Annotated in this window: 27 protein-coding genes; 21 read left to right on the top strand and 6 right to left on the bottom strand. The window is 49.8% G+C overall.

Going from position 1 to position 22,216, the window contains the following annotated elements; translation table 11 throughout:
* Position 1 precedes the first annotated feature (1 nt).
* Positions 2 to 274, top strand: coding sequence for a helix-turn-helix domain-containing protein (locus ACGF49_RS01620; protein ID WP_025887054.1), 273 nt, complete (start codon positions 2 to 4; stop codon positions 272 to 274).
* Positions 275 to 325: 51 nt separating this feature from the next.
* Here the strand turns inward: ACGF49_RS01620 and ACGF49_RS01615 are convergent, their stop codons facing one another.
* Both ACGF49_RS01615 and ACGF49_RS01610 read right to left on the bottom strand, forming a co-directional pair.
* A complete protein-coding gene (locus ACGF49_RS01615; RefSeq protein ID WP_387489134.1) occupies positions 326 to 961 on the bottom strand; it encodes a restriction endonuclease subunit M in 636 nt (211 codons plus the stop codon).
* An 87-nt stretch (positions 962 to 1,048) separates the two neighbouring features.
* Positions 1,049 to 2,242 (bottom strand): IS4 family transposase, encoded by a 1,194-nt coding sequence (locus ACGF49_RS01610; protein WP_387489131.1) that lies wholly within the window; start codon positions 2,240 to 2,242, stop codon positions 1,049 to 1,051.
* Between ACGF49_RS01610 and ACGF49_RS01605 the strand changes: the two genes are divergently transcribed.
* From ACGF49_RS01605 to ACGF49_RS01580, 6 genes are all read left to right on the top strand, one after another.
* Positions 2,219 to 2,515: a hypothetical protein gene (locus ACGF49_RS01605; RefSeq protein ID WP_387489129.1), complete on the top strand. Its 297-nt coding sequence runs from the start codon at positions 2,219 to 2,221 to the stop codon at positions 2,513 to 2,515. The two genes, ACGF49_RS01610 and ACGF49_RS01605, sit on opposite strands and share 24 nt — an antisense overlap.
* Positions 2,516 to 2,818: 303 nt before the next feature.
* On the top strand, positions 2,819 to 3,253 hold the full coding sequence (locus ACGF49_RS01600) for a hypothetical protein (RefSeq protein ID WP_387489126.1): 435 nt from the start codon (positions 2,819 to 2,821) through the stop codon (positions 3,251 to 3,253).
* A 3-nt stretch (positions 3,254 to 3,256) separates the two neighbouring features.
* Positions 3,257 to 4,684: a DNA cytosine methyltransferase gene (locus ACGF49_RS01595; RefSeq protein ID WP_387489124.1), complete on the top strand. Its 1,428-nt coding sequence runs from the start codon at positions 3,257 to 3,259 to the stop codon at positions 4,682 to 4,684.
* Between the two features lie 107 nt (positions 4,685 to 4,791).
* Complete coding sequence (locus ACGF49_RS01590; protein WP_387489121.1) at positions 4,792 to 5,337, top strand: hypothetical protein; 546 nt, start codon at positions 4,792 to 4,794, stop codon at positions 5,335 to 5,337.
* 60 nt (positions 5,338 to 5,397) lie between these two features.
* A complete protein-coding gene (locus tag ACGF49_RS01585; protein ID WP_387489118.1) occupies positions 5,398 to 6,015 on the top strand; it encodes a phage head-tail adapter protein in 618 nt (205 codons plus the stop codon).
* A 233-nt stretch (positions 6,016 to 6,248) separates the two neighbouring features.
* Positions 6,249 to 6,527 (top strand): hypothetical protein, encoded by a 279-nt coding sequence (locus ACGF49_RS01580; protein WP_036813089.1) that lies wholly within the window; start codon positions 6,249 to 6,251, stop codon positions 6,525 to 6,527.
* A 62-nt stretch (positions 6,528 to 6,589) separates the two neighbouring features.
* Here ACGF49_RS01580 and ACGF49_RS01575 read toward each other — a convergent pair whose 3' ends face one another.
* From ACGF49_RS01575 to ACGF49_RS01560, 4 genes are read right to left on the bottom strand one after another with little or no spacing between them, the layout of a single operon-like run.
* The gene (locus ACGF49_RS01575; protein ID WP_387489115.1) at positions 6,590 to 6,994 is read right to left on the bottom strand and encodes a hypothetical protein; all 405 of its coding nucleotides are present in this window, start codon (positions 6,992 to 6,994) and stop codon (positions 6,590 to 6,592) included.
* A 10-nt stretch (positions 6,995 to 7,004) separates the two neighbouring features.
* The gene (locus ACGF49_RS01570; protein WP_387489113.1) at positions 7,005 to 9,194 is read right to left on the bottom strand and encodes a DNA topoisomerase 3; all 2,190 of its coding nucleotides are present in this window, start codon (positions 9,192 to 9,194) and stop codon (positions 7,005 to 7,007) included.
* A complete protein-coding gene (locus ACGF49_RS01565) occupies positions 9,194 to 9,427 on the bottom strand; it encodes a hypothetical protein (protein ID WP_387489111.1) in 234 nt (77 codons plus the stop codon). The genes ACGF49_RS01570 and ACGF49_RS01565 overlap by 1 nt, the downstream gene beginning before the upstream one ends.
* Entirely contained in the window at positions 9,409 to 10,026 is a 618-nt protein-coding gene (locus ACGF49_RS01560; protein ID WP_387489108.1) for a hypothetical protein, read from the bottom strand. The genes ACGF49_RS01565 and ACGF49_RS01560 overlap by 19 nt, the downstream gene beginning before the upstream one ends.
* A gap of 167 nt (positions 10,027 to 10,193) precedes the next feature.
* On the opposite strand from ACGF49_RS01560, the gene mobH reads away from it, so the two are divergent.
* The 14 genes from mobH (at position 10,194) to traV (ending at position 22,214) form a co-directional block, all read left to right on the top strand.
* Complete coding sequence (mobH, locus tag ACGF49_RS01555) at positions 10,194 to 13,148, top strand: MobH family relaxase (protein WP_387489105.1); 2,955 nt, start codon at positions 10,194 to 10,196, stop codon at positions 13,146 to 13,148.
* Positions 13,145 to 15,010, top strand: a complete 1,866-nt coding sequence (gene traD, locus ACGF49_RS01550; protein WP_387489102.1) for a conjugative transfer system coupling protein TraD — start codon at positions 13,145 to 13,147, stop codon at positions 15,008 to 15,010. The genes mobH and traD overlap by 4 nt, the downstream gene beginning before the upstream one ends.
* Before the next feature lie 49 nt (positions 15,011 to 15,059).
* Entirely contained in the window at positions 15,060 to 15,605 is a 546-nt protein-coding gene (locus tag ACGF49_RS01545) for a hypothetical protein (protein ID WP_235319487.1), read from the top strand.
* On the top strand, positions 15,562 to 16,191 hold the full coding sequence (locus ACGF49_RS01540; protein ID WP_387489098.1) for a DUF4400 domain-containing protein: 630 nt from the start codon (positions 15,562 to 15,564) through the stop codon (positions 16,189 to 16,191). The genes ACGF49_RS01545 and ACGF49_RS01540 overlap by 44 nt, the downstream gene beginning before the upstream one ends.
* A gap of 9 nt (positions 16,192 to 16,200) precedes the next feature.
* The gene (locus ACGF49_RS01535; protein ID WP_387489095.1) at positions 16,201 to 16,647 is read left to right on the top strand and encodes a hypothetical protein; all 447 of its coding nucleotides are present in this window, start codon (positions 16,201 to 16,203) and stop codon (positions 16,645 to 16,647) included.
* A 7-nt stretch (positions 16,648 to 16,654) separates the two neighbouring features.
* On the top strand, positions 16,655 to 17,035 hold the full coding sequence (locus ACGF49_RS01530) for a hypothetical protein (RefSeq protein WP_387489093.1): 381 nt from the start codon (positions 16,655 to 16,657) through the stop codon (positions 17,033 to 17,035).
* Positions 17,035 to 17,694: a hypothetical protein gene (locus ACGF49_RS01525; RefSeq protein WP_387489091.1), complete on the top strand. Its 660-nt coding sequence runs from the start codon at positions 17,035 to 17,037 to the stop codon at positions 17,692 to 17,694. Before ACGF49_RS01530 ends, ACGF49_RS01525 begins: the two co-directional genes overlap by 1 nt.
* A 182-nt stretch (positions 17,695 to 17,876) precedes the next feature.
* The gene (locus tag ACGF49_RS01520; RefSeq protein WP_387489088.1) at positions 17,877 to 18,020 is read left to right on the top strand and encodes a hypothetical protein; all 144 of its coding nucleotides are present in this window, start codon (positions 17,877 to 17,879) and stop codon (positions 18,018 to 18,020) included.
* Between the two features lie 11 nt (positions 18,021 to 18,031).
* On the top strand, positions 18,032 to 18,376 hold the full coding sequence (locus ACGF49_RS01515; protein ID WP_387489085.1) for a hypothetical protein: 345 nt from the start codon (positions 18,032 to 18,034) through the stop codon (positions 18,374 to 18,376).
* Positions 18,377 to 18,520: 144 nt separating this feature from the next.
* A complete protein-coding gene (traL, locus tag ACGF49_RS01510) occupies positions 18,521 to 18,802 on the top strand; it encodes a type IV conjugative transfer system protein TraL (protein ID WP_000805625.1) in 282 nt (93 codons plus the stop codon).
* Positions 18,799 to 19,425 carry a TraE/TraK family type IV conjugative transfer system protein gene (locus ACGF49_RS01505; RefSeq protein ID WP_387489080.1) on the top strand — a complete coding sequence of 209 codons (627 nt, stop codon included), beginning with the start codon at positions 18,799 to 18,801 and terminating at the stop codon, positions 19,423 to 19,425. Before traL ends, ACGF49_RS01505 begins: the two co-directional genes overlap by 4 nt.
* Complete coding sequence (locus ACGF49_RS01500; RefSeq protein WP_387489077.1) at positions 19,409 to 20,326, top strand: type-F conjugative transfer system secretin TraK; 918 nt, start codon at positions 19,409 to 19,411, stop codon at positions 20,324 to 20,326. Before ACGF49_RS01505 ends, ACGF49_RS01500 begins: the two co-directional genes overlap by 17 nt.
* Positions 20,326 to 21,639, top strand: coding sequence for a TrbI/VirB10 family protein (locus ACGF49_RS01495; protein ID WP_387489381.1), 1,314 nt, complete (start codon positions 20,326 to 20,328; stop codon positions 21,637 to 21,639). Before ACGF49_RS01500 ends, ACGF49_RS01495 begins: the two co-directional genes overlap by 1 nt.
* Positions 21,636 to 22,214, top strand: a complete 579-nt coding sequence (gene traV / locus ACGF49_RS01490) for a type IV conjugative transfer system lipoprotein TraV (protein WP_010845916.1) — start codon at positions 21,636 to 21,638, stop codon at positions 22,212 to 22,214. Before ACGF49_RS01495 ends, traV begins: the two co-directional genes overlap by 4 nt.
* Positions 22,215 to 22,216: the final 2 nt, after the last annotated feature.

Here is a 22,216-nt window from a genome sequence, read left to right as displayed (position 1 = left end):
TATGAAGATCTCACAGGACATGAAAAGAAAATTTGCTTTGGTGAATGCCCTGTCTAAAACGGAGAAGCCAAGTCTCCAGGACCTTCACAAGGCAACAAAAATTCCTGAATCAACTATCAAGAGACAGTTGTCTGCTCTGCGTGATGAATTCGGAATGAATATCTTGTTCGTCAGGGAATCAACCGGCGAACGGGGTGCCACCGGCTACTACATGCTGACAGATTGGGGGATCTTAGACAGGTCTTCGTTCTTGAACCGGTACGGAAAGCTGTAAGGTGCTATCGTGCAGCGCATTGAATGGAAAACCCGCCAGATGGCGGGTTTTTTATGCGGCCACGGTGGCGGCGGATGCTGGAGGTTTCTCTGCGTAGTAGGCGATATTCTTGGTTCGTCTGCTGAGGGTGTTTATGCCGATGATACTCAGCGTTTTTGGCGTGGCGTCACGGGACTCGAAATAATGGAAGAGCTGGAGCATACAGCACTTCACCATTAATGGGTCGATGTCTTCCAGGTAGATTGAGGTTTCGGCCAAGGCCTCTGGGCCTTTGTTCTCGATCAGGTTTTCCATCCAGTGAATGGCGTTGATGCCAGAGCTACAGCAGGGCTCATAGAAGTCTGTCGAAGACTGTGAGCCAACAATGAGTGACAGCAAGCGGCCAATCTCTGGAGGGGTGGGGAAGTAATTAGTGCCCTTCTTGTGGAAGCCAGACATGCTTAGGACGTAGCCCAAAACATCGCTGGTGGGATCACGCTTCATTGCCGCAGACAGGACATGGGAAAGCTCGAAGGCGACCGGCTGTAGTTCCTCCGGGATCTCCTCCTTGGCTGGATATAGGCCAGTCTGCAAATAAGCCCATTGGTCGATAAAGGCCTCAACAAACCGAGAAGTGCCCATTCGGTAACGGGACTGCTCAATGAGAGATAAAGCCTTGGATGTAAGTTGTTGTGTTTCTGGCGACATAAGCGCTCCAGTTTGTTCTGACGAAACATTCAAGAGGTAGAAACGAAGAACCCCGCCGAAGCGCTGAAGGATCCCCACAAATCAGCGCTAATAAATCAAAACCATATTTTGGTAGATTTTGGCGAGATGCTTGAGGGTTTTATTAAGCACTATTTCAAATAATATTAGCGGGGAATGGCGTAAGACATTCTCTGCTAATGTCAGATGAGAGATAACTCTTCTTGATTTAATACTATTTGCCTGATAATTAAGATGTATTCCTTTATTTTCGGCATAAAAACCAATCAGCCAAAGTACAACCGAACTCAGTGTAGCAAGTAGACTCAATACTGATAAACGACCAGCCCCGTGGCTATAACTTGCTCTAAGACCAAATCCAAAACGTTCACTCTTTTCATCCCTAAAATTTTGCTCTATTTGCATTCTTCGGCTGTAAATTTTCATCACCTGACGAGGTTTAAAATCATCCATACTAGTAAAAATAAGCCAAGGCTCCATTGCTGCCGAACGCCCATCTTTGACCTGAGATTTTCGCACCATTCGATATCGTGATTTTTTGAATTTTCTACCTTTATTCGGTCTTTTATGAAGATAAAAATAACCATCGCAACGTGCATATTCTGCTTTTGATAATGTACCAAACCCTAAAAACTGTGGGGTTGTAGTGGCTTTTAAAGCTTGCCGTTTAAACCAAAGCTCACCATATTTTTCAAGTCTTAGTTGAGTATTGCCTCGAATGCGTCCGACAAAATCCCAACCGAGCGTTTTTATATGTTTGAACCATGCATTTTGAAAACCTGCATCCGTAACAATAATTACTCTGGCTTTAGGGTTAACAGCACGCGCTAGCCTGTCAAGAAATGCATTTTGTATCGTTACATTTTGTTGTTCACATGAGGGAACTATTTGACTTAACAAAGGAATTGAGCGTCCATCGCAAATTAAACTCGCACGGAGCACATGGTGTTCTTGTGACGGATATCCACTCCAATCAACAGCAATGACACACAGCGACAGAGACTCAGTGAGCATTGAAATAATGTTGCGAAAGATATCAGGAATATCCCTATGAAGAGCTTCATTACCGAGTAGCCGGTCAATACGTTTAATTTTATGTTTGACGTGAGCGTTTCCGGGTAAAAAGCGCCCAATGCTGGTTAACGTAAGAGAAGCACCATTAATCAAAGCGATAGTGGCATCGATTAATGCATTCTGACGATATTTATGAAAGGGTGATAAAGCATCTTTAAAGAAGTTATGACATACTTCACGTACAGGCATAGCAGTGACCTTATTGACTTGGTGGAACAATCAGTAGATCACATAACGCTATGCCTGTCTATTTTCTGGGGATTCCTCAGCGCCGAAGCGAGGTTCTTTGCTTTCCTGATCGCCTTAATGCCGAAGCAAAGACGTCTTGATAAAGTCGGGGCAACCGGACATTTCCCGGTCGATGAAGTCCTGACGTTTTGCCAGCGGCCATTTCATGAACGCCGCGAGCGGGATGCGCTTATTCGTGTTAGTATTGCCTTGCAGCATAACAAAGCTCCTTAATTGCTTGATTGTGTTGTAAGGGCTGCAACGAAGGTCGAAGAGCGATGCGGCCCTTATTTATGATTATTACAGCATCATAAAATAATATCAAGATACAATAAAACGATACCAAGAAACAAAACTTTCACATGTGAAAGTCTCCTCCTTATCCTCCTCGGTCTATACAAACCTCCAAATAACTTGGCTATCTGCCCAAAATGGGCGTGTTTGCGTCCCATATAAAGTAATTGTTAGTGAGATATTGACTACATGGAATATGTCCATATCATAGAACCAAAAAATGATGCTGTGAAAGTGGTGTGTATGCCAAAGCAAGAAAATCATCTCCGTTTGAAGAAACCTTGCGCCAATTGTCCGTTCCGAAAGGAAGGGGCTATCTCAACCAGCGATCAGCACTACGTCAATTTGGCTCAAAAGATAGATGGTGTTACCTGGGGAAAGAGATCCAGAAAGAACGGGGATTTTGGTTGGTTGCCATCTATACCGAGCTGGTGCTTGAAGCAATTCAGGGAAGGTGGCGAATTGCCGTTTGGTATCTACACGACAAGGTTGGCGGCACTCAAATTTGCGAAAGCCAGCTTGCAGGAAGAAGTCCAATATTGCGAGAACGAGCTGAAAAAGCTACAAGCCGAAGAGGAGACCCAGCAGCTCCAAGAGGAGCTGACGGAGAACCAGAGACTTCTGAAAACCGCTGCCTCAATGGTGAAGAGAGAACAAAACAATAATAAAAGAGGTTGACCAATGTTGCCGATTGTCTCCCCTTGCGTAGTAACCAAACAACTTGCGTTCAATCGGGTAGGTGATAAGCGCAAGGTGCGAGTTTCGTCCAATTTTTTGGATGTTATAGGGTTCAAGCCTGGCATGGGCATCGCCGTTGAGCCAGGTGAGAGGATGCGCGGTTTTTCGGTGATCCCGGCGTCTGATGAGCTACAGACACACCAGGTTTATCAGCGCCGGTATCAGCCAAAGAGTCGCTCCAATAACTCGCTGGAAACCGTCATTGAGTTTTCTGGGCAAGGGCTCATAGATAAGTGCTTTCCTCGCTATACAGAGCGTTTCCACGTCGAAATGCGTAAAGGCCGAGTTGTTTTCACTCCTGTAGCAAACAGAGCCTTTGCTATTGCTGACCGATTCAAAAAAACCAGCCCTTTCCGTGCCTTTGTGGCATTGACTGGCGGGGTAGACATTCATGTTATGGAGGCTCTTGGCTGGAAGGCTGAGATTGTTTTGGAGCATCGTCCAGTTGAAGCAAGAGACAGGGCTTCCGGGCGGAACCTGAGTGAAGTACATGCGCTCAATACGCTGGTGAACAGCTTCCCGCGTATCCTGCTGAATGAAGACATTCATCATCTGGAGCTGGATCGCCTTGGAACCTTGCTGGCAGAATGTCCACCAATTGGTTTGGCCCACTATTCGCTGGGGTGTGATGACCACTCAAACGCCAAAAGCCCAAAGGACAAGGAGCGTTCTCTTGAAGACCTCTCCACTATGCTCGACATGGTTTATCCGGCATTGAAACAGATCGAGGTGGTAAACCCTGCGGTCGTGCTGGTGGAGAACGTGCCAAATTTCAAAGCATCCGGAGCTGGGGCGATGATGGGCACTACTTTGCGGCGTATGGGGTACTTCCTCACTGAGATGGTCTTAAACGGTCTTGATTTCGGCGCATACCAGGGGAGAGAGCGCTATTACATGGTGGCCTCGGTCTTCCCTGGGTTCGTTCCACCGAAACCTCAACAGCGAGCTGGTGGACGGTTGTGGCCGGTGATCGAGAAACACCTCGGGGATTGTGCTGACGTCACAGCGTTGAAGTCAATTCAAGCCAGAGAGTCAACTTCTCGCAGGATGCCTGCGTTCTTGACGAGAGAAAGCACCAGTTGCCCGACCATTCTCAAGTCTCAGGATAGAGGGGTCAAAGACGCGGTGTACATCCAAGATGGTGGACGCATTTACAAGCCATCGGTCGATCTGGTTCAAGATCTGATGTCGATCCCTGAGAGCTTTGATGTGTCGTGGATGGCAAAAGAACAAGCCACAGAAACGCTTGGGCAAAGTGTGGATTACAGATTGCATTCGGCGGTTATGGCCGCAGTTCGGGACCACCTGAATGTGAATTGCGGTCGCCATACCGTGGTGCAGCACGGTATCAGAAATAAGGAAGGTAGATAATGGCAGTCATTTACTACGGCGAGGGGACCCATGACGCCGGTTTTGTCGGATTTCGTGTAGCTCGAACAGTTGGGGTTGCGGATGATTACAGGCAGGAATACTTCTCCTTGAGAGAGTATTCCTACGCAACGGCTCACAGGCTGGCCTACAGCTTGGATCGAAAATGGGAAGCGGAGGCAGAATATGTCAAACGCCAGAATAAGACTTGTAAGCTGCGGCGTAACTCCGGGCCAAACATCATTGCTGAGGGTCTGAGAGCTTATATCAGTATCGAGAACCGGAGCCGGATGGGGGTGAAGAGAACCTACTTTACACCTTGTTTTCTCGTCACAAAGCCAGGTTACGGCAACGGGGATATTGCTTTCAGGATCTCCACACATGGCTACGCAGAAGCCTACGAAAAGGCGGTGGAAAAATATTGTGAGATCCACGATTTGACGAACGAGCAGTATGTTGAATTACTTGACCGTATGCCGAGTAAGGATGTGTTCACTGGATACCTGCTGAATGCTCTTTTAATGCGCGGCCATATCGCCACACAAGAAGAAATACTGAGTAAGCTGAGTTATGCGAAGAACGAAGAGAATATAGCTAATGGCAAAGGGAAAAGCGGTCGAAACATAATTCGTGGCCCAGAGTATCAGTGGGCATAACAATCAAGCCACCAGCTATTTGAACGATAAGAGCATAAATTCAGGCACGTAGGAGACATTATGTTTTTTGATAACAACGTCGGGGATCATATTTTCGTTATGGGGGCCAGTGGAAAAGGTAAATCTGTCTTTTCCCAACAAGCTCAGGAAAATGCGAGGCAGCGCGGTGATCTGCTGGTGGATACTGAGATGTACCGTGAAGGTCGAGGGTTGAAACCATACGAGCATGAGTATGCTCGTCGCTTAGTTCTGGGGCTAAGTGGACCGTTGCCGCGTGAACTGCGTGGCAAGCCGGTGACGGTTATCTCTGATGTGTCCAGGCCAAAAAAGGTAAAACGTCAGCCAAAGCACATTGTTAAAACCGCGAATGGAGTCACCCTTGAACGCCAATTGGTGGCTGATGCCAGAGATCAGTTGGAAATGCAAACAGGCGTCTGGCTCAAACGGCCGCAGCTCATCGAGCTGATGGAAGAGTCTGGCATAGATGAAACTCTGGCCGAGTTTGGTGAGGTTGAAACACAGATCAGAGAAATGCTGGCGGATGCGTTGGCTATGAAACTGGTGGGCCGCTCATGGCCTACGTGTGGAGCCCTTTATAATGCGGCAGATAAGTCCGACGTCAGTTTTTCTGCCGAACTTGATGTTGCTGCCAAAAAAGCTGGATACATGGTTCGTTAAATGGGATTTGGTGTGGACAAGATAGATCGGCAAAGTTGGCTTGTTAAATTCAGGCGAGCGAAGTGTCAAGATACCTTAAATACTATGAGGGACGCGGCCATTCGCAACTACGAGGGAAATATTCGTGTTATTGCGGATATTATACTGGCTCATGAAACAAGAGAGACGGAAATTGAAAAAGGAGTTTTTTGCCGGGTGCCTCGATGCCCCAACTTTACTCCCTAAGGGTGATTATGAAAAAACGAATACTTCATCTGCCAGTAAAAAAGATTTACTTCGATCAAATTAAATCTGGAGAAAAATCAGATGAATATCGCCTCGTTACCGAGTATTGGAAAAAGAGGCTTGAAGGCCGTGATTATGATGAAGTCCATGTTAAGTGTGGCTATCCAAAGGCTGGCGACATGTCCAGGATAGAAGTTAGGCCTTGGCGTGGTTTTTCTCAGATTATTATTACGCATCCTCACTTTGGGTCGGACCCGGTTGAAGTATTCGCCATTCATGTGAATTAGAGTGAGTTATAACAAAGAAATTTAGTCAATTGAAATTAGGGGCCGTCATCAGGCCCCTTTTTTTAATCTTCTAAAAGCGAGTAGTTGAGTTCGGATAGCGCCTTTTCGTAGGCGCTATTTTCATTTGCTTTCCGCAGTTCTACCATCTCTACAATGAATGGGGTTAGGGCCAAAGATTGTGGTTCCCAGACACGATTACACATATCGGCCATGTGGGCATTTACATCAGTAATGACGTAAATAAATTCAGGAAGATCTTTTAGACCTCCCAAAGCCTTTGCCATATCAACTACTTCCGTGGTCTGATAGCTATGATTACTTTTCAGTCCAGAAGTAAGCGGCATTATGGTTTGTGCCAAATAACTTGCTGACGCAGCCATTATTCCAGATGAAATACTTTTACCTGTATCTTGGGTAATGGCTGAACTTGTTGTTAGTATGGAAGCTAAGATGATTGATCCGAACATAGTTAATTCCTCATTCTAAGTCTGATTTTTTGAAAGGCATTGTGCCTTTGCAGTCTGGATAAGCGGTGCAACCCCAAAACTTAGAGGCTCGTTTTTTACCAGGAGCTTTCCCTTTTCTAAGGCGCATCGGGCTACCGCAATCCGGGCAGTCTGGGCAATCCTCCGCAGCGATACGCTTCTCAGGTTTGCCTCTGTTGTCTGGGAATGTCTTTTTGCAAGCCTCGTTCTGACAACCCCAGAAGAAGCCATTTTTCCCTTTGATTCTGTGCATTTCTCCACCACAGTTGAAGCATTCGTGTGAGGGAGGTTTTGCGCTTTCAAATGCTTTAGCCATCGCACCACCTTCTTTGGTCAGAACCGGCGCAGCCACTTTGAGCTGATCGACCATCTGGCAAATCCAAGTGGAAATCTGTTTCATGAAGACAGACATGTTGCCTGAGCCGGTGGCGACTTTTTCAAGCTCTTGTTCCCAGGCCGCAGTCATGCCAGGGGACTTGATTGCTGGTGGAAGCACGGCGATAAGTGCATGAGCCTTATCTGTTGCAAGCAGTACCTTTTTCTGACGCTTGAAATAGCCTTTATCTACAGCTCCCTGGATGATGCTGGCGCGTGTTGCTGGAGTGCCCAGACCGGCTGTGTCTTTAAGGATCTGCTTGAACTTCTCCTCAGTCACAAACCGGGCAATGTTCTCCATCGCGGCAAGTAATGTCGCTTCGGTGAAGTGTGGTGGTGGCCGAGTCATTTTGTTTGCCAGCTCAGCACCATTCAGCAACGCGGGTTCGCCCTGGCTAACCCTTGGGAGCTTCTCTTGTTCCACCGGCGCGTCGGTATCCTCTCCCTCATCCTTGGGGCTGCTTTCGCTATCAGAAGCAAACAATACCTTCCAGCCTTGTTTGGCAGGTGTCTTACCTGAGGCCGCAAAGATGTGACGTTCACACTGCACCTCTATGGAAGTTTTGGTGAACTCAAACTCGCTGTAGAACTGCGCGATGTAGAAACGACGTATAGCGTCGTAGAGATTGAACTCGATCTCAGACATGGCACTGATGTCTGCTCTGGCGGGTGTTGGAATGATTGCGTGGTGCGCGGTCACTTTTGAGTCATTGAAGACCCTAGCCTTGCGATGGGTGTCTGCGCCAGCCACCAGCCCTGAAACGTTCTGATCGGACAAAATAAGCGCCTGGAGAATATCCGGGATGTCCTCCTTTTGGCTCTCAGGCAGGTAACGACTGTCGGTACGGGGGTAGGTTGTGGCTTTGTGCGTCTCGTATAGGGCTTGAGCCGCATCCAGAACCTGCTGAGCGGTATATCCCCATCGTTTGCTTGCGTATTGTTGCAACGAAGTCAGATCGAAGGGGAGGGGAGCAGACTCTTTGCCCGGTTTGGTCTCTGCTTTGCTGATAACAGCATTGGCACCGTTAACTTGGGAGGCCACTTGTTCGGCATAGGCCTTATTAACGCACCGCCCTTGCTCGTCGCTGCACTCTTCGGGCGGTATCCATTGGGCAGCAAATTGACCATTTTGCACCGACACGTTCACGCCCAGCGTCCAATAAGGGGACGGTGTGAAGCCAGCGATCTCTCTGTCCCGTTGACAGACAAGGGCGACAGTTGGAGTGATAACCCGGCCAACATGAAGTGTGTGATTGAAGCCTACATCTCGGGCCAGCACTGTGTAGAGGCGGCTTACGTTCATCCCAACCAGCCAGTCAGCACGTTGCCTTGCCAGCGCTGCGTAGTAGAGCGAGACGGTTTCGCTGCCGTCTTTGATATTGTTCAGTGCTTTCTTGATGCTTGATTCATCGAGAGCCGTCAAGCAAACCCGGCGAACAGGACCTGAATAACGAAATCGATCCAGAAGTGATCGGGCGATAGCTTCACCTTCTCGGTCGTAGTCGGTGGAGATGTAGATGGTGCTGGCTTTTTTAACTAGGCCTTCAACGATTTTGTACTGTTTGAACGCACTCTTGCGAACGTTGTAACGCCAAGAGTCAGGAGCAATAGGAAGTGTTTCCAGCGACCATGACTTGTATCGCTCGTCATAGTCGTCCGGCATATACAATTCAAGGAGATGTCCGAAGGCCCAGGTAATGACTCGGTTTCCCCCATCATGGAGAAACCCGTCGCCTCTTTGTGAGGCTTTCATTACTCCGGCTAAATCTTTGGCCTGGGGGGGCTTTTCGCAGATATAAAGGTCCATTAAGCAGCCCCCTTAATCTTTGTTTCCAGATTCGCCAGCTCAGTCCAGTTTTGCGCCAGACCTCTTACCTCTGGATAGTCTCTGGAGAGGTTTTCAAGGACTCCAGAAATGACATAGGCCGCTTCGTGGGAATTACCCCTCGAACCGGCCTCCTGGAGCATGATTGATAAAGCGTCGAAGAGCTCTGCCTTACGGCCCGGCTCTATGTGGTTTATTATTTCAGAGTTTTGCATGGGTTCACCACTGAATAGGGACGCACCGATTCGCGCACAATGCGGCGGTCTGCGTCGGTTACAGCCTGACTGGTACAAAAATGCGTCCAGGCATTCAGATAATCTTGATAGGAGTGAGTGGGCGGTATGCAGCCGGTTACAACATCTTGGGGGATGTTTGTTGCCCCCTCAGCTTCAACAAAGCGCCAATCGTGCTCATCCATACCTTTACCGCTATTGCAATAGCGTTCCCAGCGTGACAACTCATACAGCGAGTAGCCTTTGCCTTTGTTCATGGACTTGAAGGTGTTGATGGCTTCGCTCACGTCGCCGTTCTGTTTAATTCCTACTGGGGTTTTGTCATAACCAACAGATTCATCTTTGGCCTTATTCAACGTTGCGCTGACGTTACCGTCGCCCAGAACATGGATATAACCTGGTTGGCGTAATGCAGCACCACCGCGCCCCATGTTGTCCCACGCCATAGACAACTCACGGCTGACTCGGGCCGGTTTGTCATTCTCGGCAGGGACAGCCTGAGTTTGGGGCTTTTGCTCGGTGGCGTTAGAGGCGCACCCTGCCAAAATTGCCACGCCCAGAATTGCTATCAGTTGTCTCATCGTGTCGTTCCTCATCAAAAATTGTCGATGAGCCCATTCTAAAAGGGAGGAGATGGAAAGCTGGTTTCTCAAACTGCCCAAATTGGACAGATAGGCGTGTGTGCGATCTAAAGATGTTTTGAGAGCATGTAGCGACGAGAAATACGATAGGAATATGGTCAACCTACATGCTGAAAGCCCTGAACAAGTTATTTGGTGGGCGAAGTGGTGTGATCGAGACTGCGCCAAGCGCCAGAGTGCTGCCGCTTAAAGACGTGGAAGATGAAGAAATCCCTCGATACCCACCTTTTGCCAAGGGTCTGCCAGTGGCCCCGCTCGACAAAATACTGGCAACCCAAGCAGAACTGATTGAGAAAGTACGGAACTCTCTCGGTTTTACTGTGGACGACTTCAACCGACTGGTTCTGCCTGTGATCCAGCGGTATGCCGCGTTTGTTCACCTGCTCCCCGCTTCCGAATCTCACCACCACCGTGGCGCTGGTGGTTTATTCCGGCACGGACTTGAAGTTGCCTTTTGGGCAGCTCAGGCATCGGAGGCGGTGATCTTCTCAATCGAGGGAACACCTCGGGAACGCCGTGACAATGAGCCGCGTTGGAGACTTGCGAGTTGTTTCTCCGGGTTATTGCATGACGTGGGCAAACCTCTCTCAGATGTGTCTATTACGGACAAAGATGGGTCGATCACATGGAATCCGTATTCAGAGTCACTTCATGACTGGGCAGACCGTCACAAAATCGACCGTTATTTTATCCGGTGGCGCGATAAGCGACACAAAAGACACGAGCAGTTCTCATTGCTGGCTGTTGATCGAATCATCCCGGCTGAAACGCGGGAATTTCTATCCAAGTCAGGGCCTTCCATCATGGAAGCAATGCTGGAAGCGATCTCTGGCACCAGTGTCAATCAGCCTGTTACTAAGCTGATGCTTCGCGCTGACCAAGAGAGCGTATCAAGGGACCTTCGCCAGAGTCGCCTCGATGTGGACGAGTTCTCCTATGGTGTGCCTGTTGAGCGGTACGTGTTCGATGCTATCCGTCGCTTGGTGAAAACCGGGAAATGGAAAGTCAATGAGCCCGGCGCGAAAGTTTGGCATCTCAACCAAGGTGTATTCATCGCATGGAAACAGCTTGGCGATCTCTACGACTTGATCAGCCACGACAAGATCCCCGGTATCCCACGAGACCCTGACACTTTGGCCGATATTCTCATCGAGCGTGGTTTTGCTGTCCCAAACACGGTGCAGGAAAAAGGCGAACGTGCGTACTACCGCTACTGGGAAGTTTTGCCTGAGATGCTCCAAGAAGCGGCTGGTTCCGTGAAGATCCTTATGCTCCGTCTCGAATCAAACGATTTGGTGTTTACGACTGAGCCTCCTGCGGCAGTCGTTGCGGAAGTTGTTGGCGATGTTGAGGATGCTGAGATTGAGTTCGTTGATCCAGATGATGCCGATGACGACCAAGATGAAGGTGGTGCCGCTCTGAACGACGACATGTTGGCCGCAGAGCGGGAAGCCGAGAAAGCCCTAGCGGGTCTTGGTTTTGGTGATGCGATGGAGATGCTGAAAAGCACTTCAACGCCAGTCGAGGAGGCACCACAGCAAGAGGGTGCTGGATCAACTGAAATGCCTAAGCCAGACGCTGGCAAGAAGGTCAGGCAGCAGACTAAATCGGCTAAAGCAAAATCGAAGAGTGACACAAAGGAACAAACCCAAGAAGAGCTATCACCTCAGGACATCGCCAAAAACGCACCGCCTTTGGCAAACGACAACCCACTGCAAGCTCTCAGGGATGTTGGTGGGGGATTGGGGGACATCAACTTCCCATTTGACGCTTTCAGCGCATCGGCAGACACAGGCAGCACTGACGAAACGAACTCTGACAGCTCATACGCTATGGCACCTGAAAAGCAAAGCGAGCAGCCGAAATCGGACTTTGTTGCACAAGAACAACACCTCCTGCAGGGCGATGACTTCCCAATGTTAGGAGGCTCTGATGAACCGCCATCATGGGCTATTGAACCACTACCGATGCTGACTGACTCACCAGAACAAACAGCATCAGCGCCAGAAATGCCACATACGGATAAACCCAACCAGCATGAGAAAGATGCTAAGACCTTGCTCGTTGAAATGTTGGCAGGCTACGGGGATGCCACCTCTCTACTTGAGCAAGCGATCATGCCTGTTCTGGAAGGGAAAACGACGCTAGGTGAGGTTCTATGCCTGATGAAAGGGCAGGTTGTCATCCTATACCCAGAAGGAGCTCGATCATTGGGTGCGCCGTCAGAGGTTCTATCGAAGCTGTCTCAAGCCAACGCGATTGTCCCTGATCCTATTATGCCCGGTCGCAAAGTCCGTGATTTCAGCGGCGTGAAAGCGATTGTTCTGGCAGAACAGCTTTCAAATGCAGTTGTGGCGGCCATCAAGGATGTAGAGGCTTCAATGGGTGGATACCAGGATGCCTTTGAGCTTGTCTCTCCTCCTGGCTTGGATGCAGGCAAGAAAAAGTCTGCATCGAAACAACAGAGTCAGAAAAAGCAACAACAGCAGAAGACAGTGGTTGATTCCGGAAAAGACGCACCGGCACAAAGGGCGAAAGGTAAGCCCTCTCAGCAGCCGAATGAGAAGATAGCTGGTGTCGTTGCCGGTGTGGAAAACCAGACAAGCAAACCGCTCCAAGAAAAGCAGAACGTGGCTCACCTTCCCAAACGAGAGGCTCAACCAACGGCTCCAGAGCCAAAAGTTGAGCGAGAGAGGGAGCTGGGGCACGTCGAGGTGCGAGAAAGGGAAGAGCCAGAGGTTAGGGAGTTTGAGCCACCTAAGGCGAAAACAAACCCGAAAGACATCAACGAGGAAGATTTCTTGCCGTCCGGTGTCACCCCTCAGAAAGCGATCCAGATGCTCAAGGACATGATCCAAAAACGCTCGGGCCGATGGCTCGTGACACCTGTCTTGGAAGAGGATGGCTGCTTAGTAACCAGCGACAAAGCCTTCGACATGATTGCCGGGGAAAATATCGGGATCAGCAAACACATCCTCGGCGGGATGCTGAGTAGGGCACAGAGACGCCCTTTGCTCAAGAAACGTCAGGGAAAATTGTATTTAGAGGTAGATGAAACATGACAATGAGTTATGACCCGCTCGCCTACGAGATGCCGTGGCGGCCCAACTATGAAAAAAATGCTGTGGCAGGTTGGCTTGCCGCCTCCGGAGCGGCTTTGGCCGTAGAGCAAGTCAGCACGATGCCTCCGGAGCCCTTCTACTGGATGACGGGGATCTGTGGCGTGATGGCAATGGCTCGTCTGCCCAAGGCCATCAAACTTCATCTGCTCCAAAAGCATTTGAGAGGCCGGGACCTGGAGTTCATTTCCATTGCGGAGCTCCAGAAGTACATCAATGACACGCCGGAAGATATGTGGCTTGGTAGTGGATTTCTGTGGGAAAACCGCCATGCCCAACGCGTGTTTGAAATCCTGAAACGCGACTGGACCTCCATCGTAGGCAAAGAGTCCACGGTCAAAAAGGTTGTCCGGAAGATACAGGGTAAGAAAAAGGAGCTGCCTATCGGCCAGCCCTGGATTCACGGGGTAGAGCCCAAAGAAGAGAAGCTGATGCAGCCACTCAAGCACACCGAGGGGCATTCGCTGATAGTAGGAACCACCGGCTCGGGCAAGACCCGTATGTTTGACATCCTGATCTCACAGGCCATTCTGCGCGGAGAGGCGGTGATCATCATAGACCCGAAAGGGGATAAGGAGATGCGGGACAATGCCCGACGAGCCTGTGAAGCTATGGGGCAGCCGGAAAGATTCGTTTCATTCCATCCGGCATTCCCGGAAGAGTCGGTGCGTATCGACCCTCTGCGGAACTTCACCCGAGTGACTGAGATAGCAAGTCGCTTGGCCGCGCTGATCCCTTCGGAAGCAGGGGCCGACCCGTTCAAGTCATTTGGTTGGCAGGCGCTGAATAACATCGCTCAGGGTTTGGTCATCACTCATGATCGTCCTAACCTGACAAAGCTCCGTCGCTTCCTTGAGGGGGGTGCTGCTGGTCTGGTCATCAAAGCCGTTCAGGCCTACTCAGAACGAGTGATGCCTGACTGGGAAGCAGAAGCCGCGGCTTATTTGGAGAAAGTCAAAAACGGTTCTCGTGAGAAGATCGCTTTCGCGCTGATGAAGTTTTACTACGACGTCATTCAGCCTGAACACCCTAACTCAGACCTTGAAGGTCTGCTGTCGATGTTCCAACACGACCAGACGCACTTCTCCAAGATGGTGGCAAACCTTTTGCCTATCATGAACATGTTGACGTCCGGAGAGCTCGGGCCGCTCCTGTCTCCAGACTCATCAGATTTGAGTGACGAGCGTCAGATAACTGACTCCGCCAAGATCATCAATAACGCTCAAGTGGCCTACCTGGGGCTGGACTCATTGACCGACAACATGGTCGGTAGCGCTATGGGTTCCATCTTCCTGTCAGATCTGACAGCCGTTGCGGGTGACAGATACAACTATGGCGTCAACAACAGACCCGTAAACATCTTTGTGGACGAGGCCGCAGAGGTGATCAACGACCCGTTCATCCAACTTCTGAACAAAGGTCGTGGCGCGAAACTTCGTCTCTTCGTTGCAACCCAGACCTTTGCTGACTTTGCCGCTCGACTGGGTAGCAAAGACAAAGCGCTCCAGGTTCTGGGAAATATCAACAACACTTTTGCTCTTCGTATTGTTGATGGTGAAACCCAGGAGTATATCGCAGATAACCTGCCAAAGACCAGGCTCAAGTACGTCATGCGAACCCAGGGCCAGAACTCTGATGGCAAGGAGCCCATTATGCACGGAGGCAACCAAGGCGAGCGTTTGATGGAGGAGGAAGCGGATCTGTTCCCTGCCCGGTTACTTGGGATGCTTCCGAACCTAGAATACATAGCCAAAATTTCAGGCGGGACAATCGTAAAAGGCCGTCTGCCCATATTGACCCAGTAAGAGAAGAGCTATGTGTGACAAGAAGTATAGAGATTACGAGGTAGCCATCATGGTCGATCTGAACCCTTTCGACAGGGTTATGAATGAATTGAAAAATCGCGGACGCAAGAACGCTCACATCCTAAGTATCCTTCAATTCGACTGGCCTGCATCGGAGGCCATCATCGAGAAGCTAAGCTGCTACATCACTGATGGGATTAAGGCTAATCAGGAGCCGGTGATATACCCGATCATTGAAGAGGCCCTGCATCGCTACAGCCAGCTCGTGTTTCATGAGCAAAGAGAAAAGTACGAAGACCCGGCCAGAATAGGGGCGTTTTTGGAAACCCTGATCACTGAAACCTGCCGTGCGCTGGAAGTGCAAATTGTCGATAGTGGCGGTGATTCATGGTCTGTCGATTCAGGAGAACCTTTCTCCCTGTGGCTTTCTTCCCATCCAGGAGAACTATCTATTAACCCGCAGCCTCATGAGGATGAGACCTCTTTGCGTGGCTTGCTTTATGAACTCATCACTTGTGAGAGCGTGAAAACTGTTTTAAGGAGAACCGACTATGAAAAAGCCGTGGTTGCTGGTCGCATGGCTGCTGGTTATTGAGCTGCTGGCAATATTGCTGCTGATCCCTGGTGACTGGACAGACAGAGCGATAAAGCGAGAGTCTGTGCTGGTGGAGCAAAGTCTTGGAACAGAAGCTAGGGACTGGATACAGGACAAAGCATCCACCTGGTTCCGGTCGAGCGTTATTGATTCAGGCTTCTATGAGGGGATGTACCAAACGCTTATCCCATCAGAAGAGGAGCGGCAAAAGTCCAAAGGTATGCAGGACATGGGAAAGGTCTGGTTTGCGTGGGTCAGAGGCCGCATGGAAGCCTTTGTCAACGTCATTTACCAGTTCTACACACGGGTAGCGCTCCTCGCCGCGTGGGCTCCCTATATGCTTATCCTGTTTGTGCCTGCGGTATATGACGGGATGATGACCTGGAGAATTAAGCGGACTAACTTCGATTATGCGAGTCCGGTTCTCCATCGGTATAGCGTTCGCGGAACAATGTACCTGATGGCAGGATTATTCATCGCATTCTTCATCCCTATAGCGCTCGATCCGGTTGTCATTCCGATGACAATGATGACGTGCTGCGTTTTGGTTGGTCTGACATTCGGCAACCTCCAGAAACGAGTATAGGGAGGGGTGATGAGCTACTCGGTTTTCAATCAAGATGGGGTGCATCTATGCGACATCCCATTGAACGTTTACCAGATGTCACGTCGCCAGTCGCTATCAGCTTTTGGCCTTTACTGGTCGCAGAGTGTGAATCTGGTGAAGGTGGTCGCTGCTAGTATCGGACGAATGCTCTTTGTAATGCCGGTGATGTGGTTCTGGGTGCTGGTGGTGTGCCGCTTGGTAGACTCAGATCGTGTCAACGATGTGCCGGGGCTTTTTTCTCCAGAGATCATCGGGTGGGCCGCAGGTGTGGCCATTACCATCACTATCTACTCTGTTTTTACACGTCCAGCTATGTACGGATACCACAACTTTTTCAATCAGTATCTCTGCTCAAGAGTAAAACAAGTAACGCCGGAACTCAGAACAGTTAATGGACCACTGTTCTTCTACCGAAACGAAATTGGAATGATATAGAGGAACTATGAACGTAACCACGAAAATTCATCTGCTGGCGCTGGGATTATTTATGGCCGGTACTGCCATCGCAGCAGCACCTGATGTGCTCAATGACGACGCAAAGCTCAAGAACCTTGAGAAGGTATGTCCTGACTGTGAAATGGTGGCAAAAGATGTGCTCAACCTGAGGGTTCAAAACTGTCAGCTAAGAGACACCTCCAGTGCAATGATGATAGATACTATGCAAAATGATCCTATGTTTTCGTTTATGCTGGCGGTACACACAGCGGCTGGCACGGAAGCATACAAAACAGTGGTTGGTGCCGCTGCCAACCATGTTGACTGTGAAAACCCGTTGAACTGGATCAAGCAGACCCAGCAAGCAATTAAAGGAGGCAAAGCCTAATGCGTAAAAGAGATTTCTTTTTTGGAGATGTGTATGAGGGGAGTGGAGGAGCCACTTTACGACTGAGTGATATGGAGGCCCTTGCAAGAAAAGTGTCAGCAGAATTCTTCACCTCACAACTGAATCGAATGTTGAAAGAGCATGACGGTCTGTTGACGATCAGCGATGGAACGTCGCACCCCAGCTTTTGGAGTTTCATCGACAAGGTTGATACCAAGCAGGTTGGCTTTGTGGAAATTTATGCGCGTCAAGATGTCAACGATAATGTGGAAGCCACGTTGGCGTGTGACATCGTTTTGGTTAATGGCGTCATCACCGTTAAGCCACACTGGTGTGCTTATAAGGACATCCGGGCTGACGAAATAATCTCCACATTGCTGTCTTTGCACTTGAAGGCTCTCCAGGATAAGGCTTACATCCGCTGGGATGATGGTGAAACCGAACCTCTGCTACAAAACGACTACTTTCAGGCTGAACTTGAAAATGTGTTTCTGGTTTCCAAGTACCCATCAGCCATGAGCTGGGGCGACACAGCAGACCAGAAGGTTAAGCAGTACAAGATGGACCTTGAATGCGCTACTGATGTTGGTCGTCGCGGTGTCTCATCAGAGCAGGCATGGGATGCTTATCGAGAGCTCCGGCACAACAGAACAATGTGAAACAGGCGGCCACTGGCCGCTTTTGAACTTTCACATGTGAAAGTTTTTCTTCCCGTCTTTTCCTCCCCCCTATCGAATAAACATCCTCAAGGTGCCCAAAATGGGCCGTAACAGCACTGTGCCTAGATTGCTCAATTAAGAGACGATTACTCCGTGATGACGACAAGTTATTTGGAGGGTCTATGTCCACACAAGCTCACGTCAGAGAAAGCGAAAGCTCATCTGGTTCATTCGTCTCCTGGCAGTTTCTCGTCTGGCAGGTGATGTTCGTTATAGGCGTTGTTGCAGGGATCAACTTGGAACACGCATTCAATTTTCTTGGTTAATGGGAGGAAGTGTGAACGTTAATAAACAGTTTTTCTGGTTTCTGATGAACGCGGTGCTTATGTGCATCTTTATCCTTCCCGTAGCGGTCGCGTTTTGGTTGTCTGCTTTTGCAGCAGGATTTGACTGGAATCAGTGGGTCACGCTGACCGCCGAAGCTGTCAACGGAGCTGCAAATGATCCGACTAAGGCTCTGGGGTCAGTTCAGACCTACTGGGGCATTCTTAGCTTCTTCCTACTGGCGGCCTACAGTTTCATGTTCAAGTTTAAAGCTAAGGCCAAAAAGGAACAGGAAGCGCAGGGAGTTATCCGTCCGGCCAATGAAGAAGACTCGGCAGCGGTTCCTCAAAATCAATAACCGATCCAGTAAATGTAAAAGAGGTGGCTCAGGCCACCTTTTTTTATTTGTCGCTGGAAGTGCCCGAAAAGGGCGCGAAGCCGTGGCAAAAAATCAGTGACCCTGAATGAGAATACAGGCCACTAGGAAAAGAAGAGGGTTGTTATGAAGCCTGTAAAGATACCGCGCCGGGTCGATGAGCCCCCGCATCTGCTGTTGTGGAGCGCAGATGAGTTGGCCCCAATGCTTTTGGGGCTAACGATTGGGGTCATCATCGGCAAGGCCCTGATCTGCTTTCTGGGGGGGTTACTTGTAACCAACCTTTATCGTCGATTCAGGGATAACCATCCGGATGGATACCTGCTCCACATGATCTATTGGGCCGGGTTCATCATGACCAAGGCCAAATCTCTCAAGAACCCGTTTGTCCGGAGGTATTTGCCTTGAACCTGAAAAAGTATCTCAAGACCTGGGAAGGGACCCAAACAGAAAACAAGTGGGGTCGAATCTTTCAGGGTGGTCTTATCGCTATCGTTTTCCTGCTGGTGGTTCAAGTGTTCAGCAAGGAAACCATCGTCACTATCCAGCCATTCACATTGACGGAAGAAGCCTGGGTGACGAAAAGCAACGCCTCTCAGTCCTACAAAGAGGCCTGGGGTTTCGCCTTTGCTCAGCTCCTCGGGAACGTAACGCCAGGAACGGTGGACTTTGTAAAAGAGCGGATCACACCGCTTCTCTCACCGAGCATCTATCAGGATGTGATTGATGCCATCGAAATTCAAGCTCAACAGATCAAGAACGACCGCGTGACTATGCGGTTCGAGCCACGTTTTGTCGAGTACGAGCCCAAGAGCGACAAGGTGTTTGTCTACGGATATTCCTATGTCAAGGGGGCTTCTTCTAACGAGGGGCGTAGCGAACGCTCCTACGAGTTCGCCATCAAGATTTCAAACTACGCGCCCGTGCTGGACTACATCGACACCTATGTAGGAAAGCCACGCACCAAAACTGTTTTGGAGCAACTCCAGCGCAAAGAAGAGAACCGGAGAAAGCATGAAGAACAACGCTAAACTTTCGCTCCTGGCGCTGTCCTTGGCGCTTGGAACATCAATGGTTTATGCCTCGGATGACATTCCTGTTGTCCCGGCAAGCGTTATGAAAAAAGACGTTCCAGCCCCTGTGACGTCGGGACAAAGCACCAGTGAAGTAATGGGAAGTGTGAATGAAAACCCCGTACTTACTATGAAGCCAGGTGTGAACCAAATAATCCCTATTGCAATTGGTCATCCGAATCGTGTTGTAACACCGTTCAGTAATCCGGAGATTGTCTCCACGTCACTGACTGGAGCAACCGATAACGGTCAATGTGGGGAAGTTTGTATCAAAGAAAACGTGGTCTATGTCGCTACGGATAAGCAATATCCAGTGACGATGTTCATTACGGAAAAAGGCTCAGAAGCTCAAGCGCTAAGCCTAACGATGGTTCCTCGTCGGATTCCACCGAGAGAAGTATTTCTCAAACTCGATGGGGGTGTAGGAATCAGCGGGGCATTTGCTAATTCCAAGGCTGAGACTTGGGAACAGAGTCAGCCTTATGTTGAAACCATCCGCTCGGTGTTTCGTAAGATTGCCCTTGGCGAAATCCCCCAGGGTTACACGATGAACCGTATCCCTACTGGAGCTGCCGTGCCTAGCTGTTCGCATCCGGGGATTAAGGTGGATTTCAGCGAGGGGCAATACATGATGGGCCACCACCTGAATGTGTTCATTGGTGTGTCCCAGAACGTTTCTGATCAGCCCATCGAGTTCAAAGAGGCCTTGTGCGGGAGCTGGGATGTGGCTGCGGTGACTACGTGGCCGCTTAACGTGCTTGAGCCTGGTCAGAAGACTGAACTCTATGTAGCGAAGAAGCAGAAGCGTGGCATCGCGCCTACCTCTAAGCGTCCATCGCTGCTGGGAGGTGCCCAATGATTAAGCAATTTTGGACACAGTTAGACCCCAACAAGAAGCGCTGGGTGTCTATTGCTGGTGGCGTCTTCGTTCTTTTTGCTGTCGTAACAATGTTCTCTGGAGAACCCAAGAAGGAAGACAAGCGCGGTCGGCAAGAAACCATCAAGCATGTCCTCACTGACAAAAACACCCGTGAGATCGGAATAGATTCGCTTTCTGCCGATGTGAAGATGGTGTCTCGTGAGAATTCGGATCTGAAAAAGGAGCTGGAGAGAGTTAAAAGAGAGCTGGAGGAAACGAAGGATACTGCCGGTAAATCCAGCGATGTTGGCAGAGAGATTTCTCGCTTACGCCAAGACCTTGACCGCCTGACTCAGAAAAATATGGAGCTTGCTAAGAAGGTTGAAACTGGCGCGGCTGGTGGAAAAACAGCCTCATCATCAGGGGATGCTAGAGCCGATGTTAATGGTACACCTAGCGGCGATGGTCAGTTCGTAGAGAAAAAGCTGGACTACAAAGATCCGGCATCTTTTTTCCGAGAAGCACCGCTCCCGGACTCGAAAGGTGGAGCTCCTGCAACTGGAAAAGGTGATGGCCGCGATGCCACCAAGCCTGGCATCCAGATTGTGAGCTACTCACAGAAGGCTCCAGAAGTTGATGTGAAAGACGACAAAGATGATGAGTCCCTCTACCTGCCATCAGGCTCCATTCTGACGGGTGTGCTTATCAACGGTATGGATGCACCTACTTCCCAGGGTGCTCGACGAGATCCATTCCCTTCAACGCTTCGGATTCAGAAAGAAGCCATATTGCCTAATCGTTTCCGTGCGGATGTCAGAGAGTGCTTCCTGATTGTTTCAGGCTATGGCGACCTTAGTTCTGAACGAGCTTACCTACGCGGTGAGACATTCTCTTGTGTCAGGGAAGACGGTGGGGTGATTGAAGCGAGGCTTGACTCTTATGCGGTGGGTGAGGACGGAAAGGCAGGTGTTCGAGGCCGCGTTGTATCGAAGCAAGGGCAGATTATTGCCAAGAGCCTGATGGCAGGATTCCTTGGCGGCGTGTCTGAGGCCTTTGATGTCAATCCTGTGCCTGTTGTTAACACCAACCCTGGCTCAAATACACAGTATCAATCTGTGTTCTCAGACCAGATGTTGCAGGGGGCTGCTGTGAAGGGAGCGAGTAAAGCGCTGGATCGTATCGCTCAATTCTACATCGACATGGCCGAAGGCATCTTCCCGGTGATCGAGGTCGATGCTGGCCGCCAAGTAGACATCATTGTGACAAAGGGCACCAAGCTACAAATTCGTTCCACTGGGGGCACTAAGAAATGAAAAATTTGAACATTTTGACCAGAAAGGGCAGTTCCAGAGGCAAGGCTCAAAAGGAACAGGCAGTAAGATCCGCAAAGATGTTGGGGGTGGGAGCAGTTCTTCTCGTTCTGTCGGGCTGTTCCTCGCTCAACATCGGTAGCGATGAGTATAGCTGTCCGGGAATGCCGAGTGGTGTTCAGTGTATGTCAGCGAGAGACGTTTACGCCGCAACTAATGACGGAAATGTCCCTCGCCCAATGAAGCCTGAGGAAGTCGAGGCCAAAGCGGAAGCGGATGGCGGAGGTTCCTCTGACGTTTCAGTGAACTCATCTAACTCCGGGGATTCGGTTATCGACAATTATGTCGCACCACGTCTTCCTGATCGCCCAATTCCAATTCGCACACCGGCGCAGGTTATGCGGATTTGGGTAGCACCCTGGGAGGACACCAATGGTGATCTCATCGTGACAGGGTATGTCTACACCGAAATCGAGCCACGCAGGTGGGTAATTGGGGATGGCACACCGCAAAGTGAGCCAGTTTTGAGACCGCTGCAAACGGTAACACACGAACCGAAGTCTGAAACAACTAAATAGGA

The sequence above is a fragment of the Photorhabdus sp. RM96S genome (genome assembly GCF_042879335.1).
Classification (GTDB): domain Bacteria; phylum Pseudomonadota; class Gammaproteobacteria; order Enterobacterales; family Enterobacteriaceae; genus Photorhabdus; species Photorhabdus kayaii.
Note: the sequence above shows the minus strand (reverse complement) of the source record. Positions and strands in the feature narration are given on the sequence as shown.

What these genes read in the sequence shown, in the direction of transcription:
- ACGF49_RS01575 (WP_387489115.1), bottom strand. Translation starts at nt 6,994, where the DNA reads ATGTTCGGATCAATCATCTTAGCTTCCATACTAACAACAAGTTCAGCC.
- traL (WP_000805625.1), top strand. Translation starts at nt 18,521, where the DNA reads ATGAAGCCTGTAAAGATACCGCGCCGGGTCGATGAGCCCCCGCATCTG.
- ACGF49_RS01580 (WP_036813089.1), top strand. Translation starts at nt 6,249, where the DNA reads ATGAAAAAACGAATACTTCATCTGCCAGTAAAAAAGATTTACTTCGAT.
- ACGF49_RS01560 (WP_387489108.1), bottom strand. Translation starts at nt 10,026, where the DNA reads ATGAGACAACTGATAGCAATTCTGGGCGTGGCAATTTTGGCAGGGTGC.
- ACGF49_RS01520 (WP_387489088.1), top strand. Translation starts at nt 17,877, where the DNA reads ATGTCCACACAAGCTCACGTCAGAGAAAGCGAAAGCTCATCTGGTTCA.
- ACGF49_RS01500 (WP_387489077.1), top strand. Translation starts at nt 19,409, where the DNA reads ATGAAGAACAACGCTAAACTTTCGCTCCTGGCGCTGTCCTTGGCGCTT.
- traD (WP_387489102.1), top strand. Translation starts at nt 13,145, where the DNA reads ATGACAATGAGTTATGACCCGCTCGCCTACGAGATGCCGTGGCGGCCC.
- mobH (WP_387489105.1), top strand. Translation starts at nt 10,194, where the DNA reads ATGCTGAAAGCCCTGAACAAGTTATTTGGTGGGCGAAGTGGTGTGATC.
- ACGF49_RS01600 (WP_387489126.1), top strand. Translation starts at nt 2,819, where the DNA reads ATGCCAAAGCAAGAAAATCATCTCCGTTTGAAGAAACCTTGCGCCAAT.
- ACGF49_RS01535 (WP_387489095.1), top strand. Translation starts at nt 16,201, where the DNA reads ATGAGCTACTCGGTTTTCAATCAAGATGGGGTGCATCTATGCGACATC.
- ACGF49_RS01540 (WP_387489098.1), top strand. Translation starts at nt 15,562, where the DNA reads ATGAAAAAGCCGTGGTTGCTGGTCGCATGGCTGCTGGTTATTGAGCTG.
- ACGF49_RS01525 (WP_387489091.1), top strand. Translation starts at nt 17,035, where the DNA reads ATGCGTAAAAGAGATTTCTTTTTTGGAGATGTGTATGAGGGGAGTGGA.
- ACGF49_RS01530 (WP_387489093.1), top strand. Translation starts at nt 16,655, where the DNA reads ATGAACGTAACCACGAAAATTCATCTGCTGGCGCTGGGATTATTTATG.
- ACGF49_RS01605 (WP_387489129.1), top strand. Translation starts at nt 2,219, where the DNA reads ATGACATACTTCACGTACAGGCATAGCAGTGACCTTATTGACTTGGTG.
- ACGF49_RS01595 (WP_387489124.1), top strand. Translation starts at nt 3,257, where the DNA reads ATGTTGCCGATTGTCTCCCCTTGCGTAGTAACCAAACAACTTGCGTTC.
- ACGF49_RS01620 (WP_025887054.1), top strand. Translation starts at nt 2, where the DNA reads ATGAAGATCTCACAGGACATGAAAAGAAAATTTGCTTTGGTGAATGCC.
- ACGF49_RS01570 (WP_387489113.1), bottom strand. Translation starts at nt 9,194, where the DNA reads ATGGACCTTTATATCTGCGAAAAGCCCCCCCAGGCCAAAGATTTAGCC.
- ACGF49_RS01610 (WP_387489131.1), bottom strand. Translation starts at nt 2,242, where the DNA reads ATGCCTGTACGTGAAGTATGTCATAACTTCTTTAAAGATGCTTTATCA.
- ACGF49_RS01545 (WP_235319487.1), top strand. Translation starts at nt 15,060, where the DNA reads ATGGTCGATCTGAACCCTTTCGACAGGGTTATGAATGAATTGAAAAAT.
- ACGF49_RS01585 (WP_387489118.1), top strand. Translation starts at nt 5,398, where the DNA reads ATGTTTTTTGATAACAACGTCGGGGATCATATTTTCGTTATGGGGGCC.
- traV (WP_010845916.1), top strand. Translation starts at nt 21,636, where the DNA reads ATGAAAAATTTGAACATTTTGACCAGAAAGGGCAGTTCCAGAGGCAAG.
- ACGF49_RS01565 (WP_387489111.1), bottom strand. Translation starts at nt 9,427, where the DNA reads ATGCAAAACTCTGAAATAATAAACCACATAGAGCCGGGCCGTAAGGCA.
- ACGF49_RS01615 (WP_387489134.1), bottom strand. Translation starts at nt 961, where the DNA reads ATGTCGCCAGAAACACAACAACTTACATCCAAGGCTTTATCTCTCATT.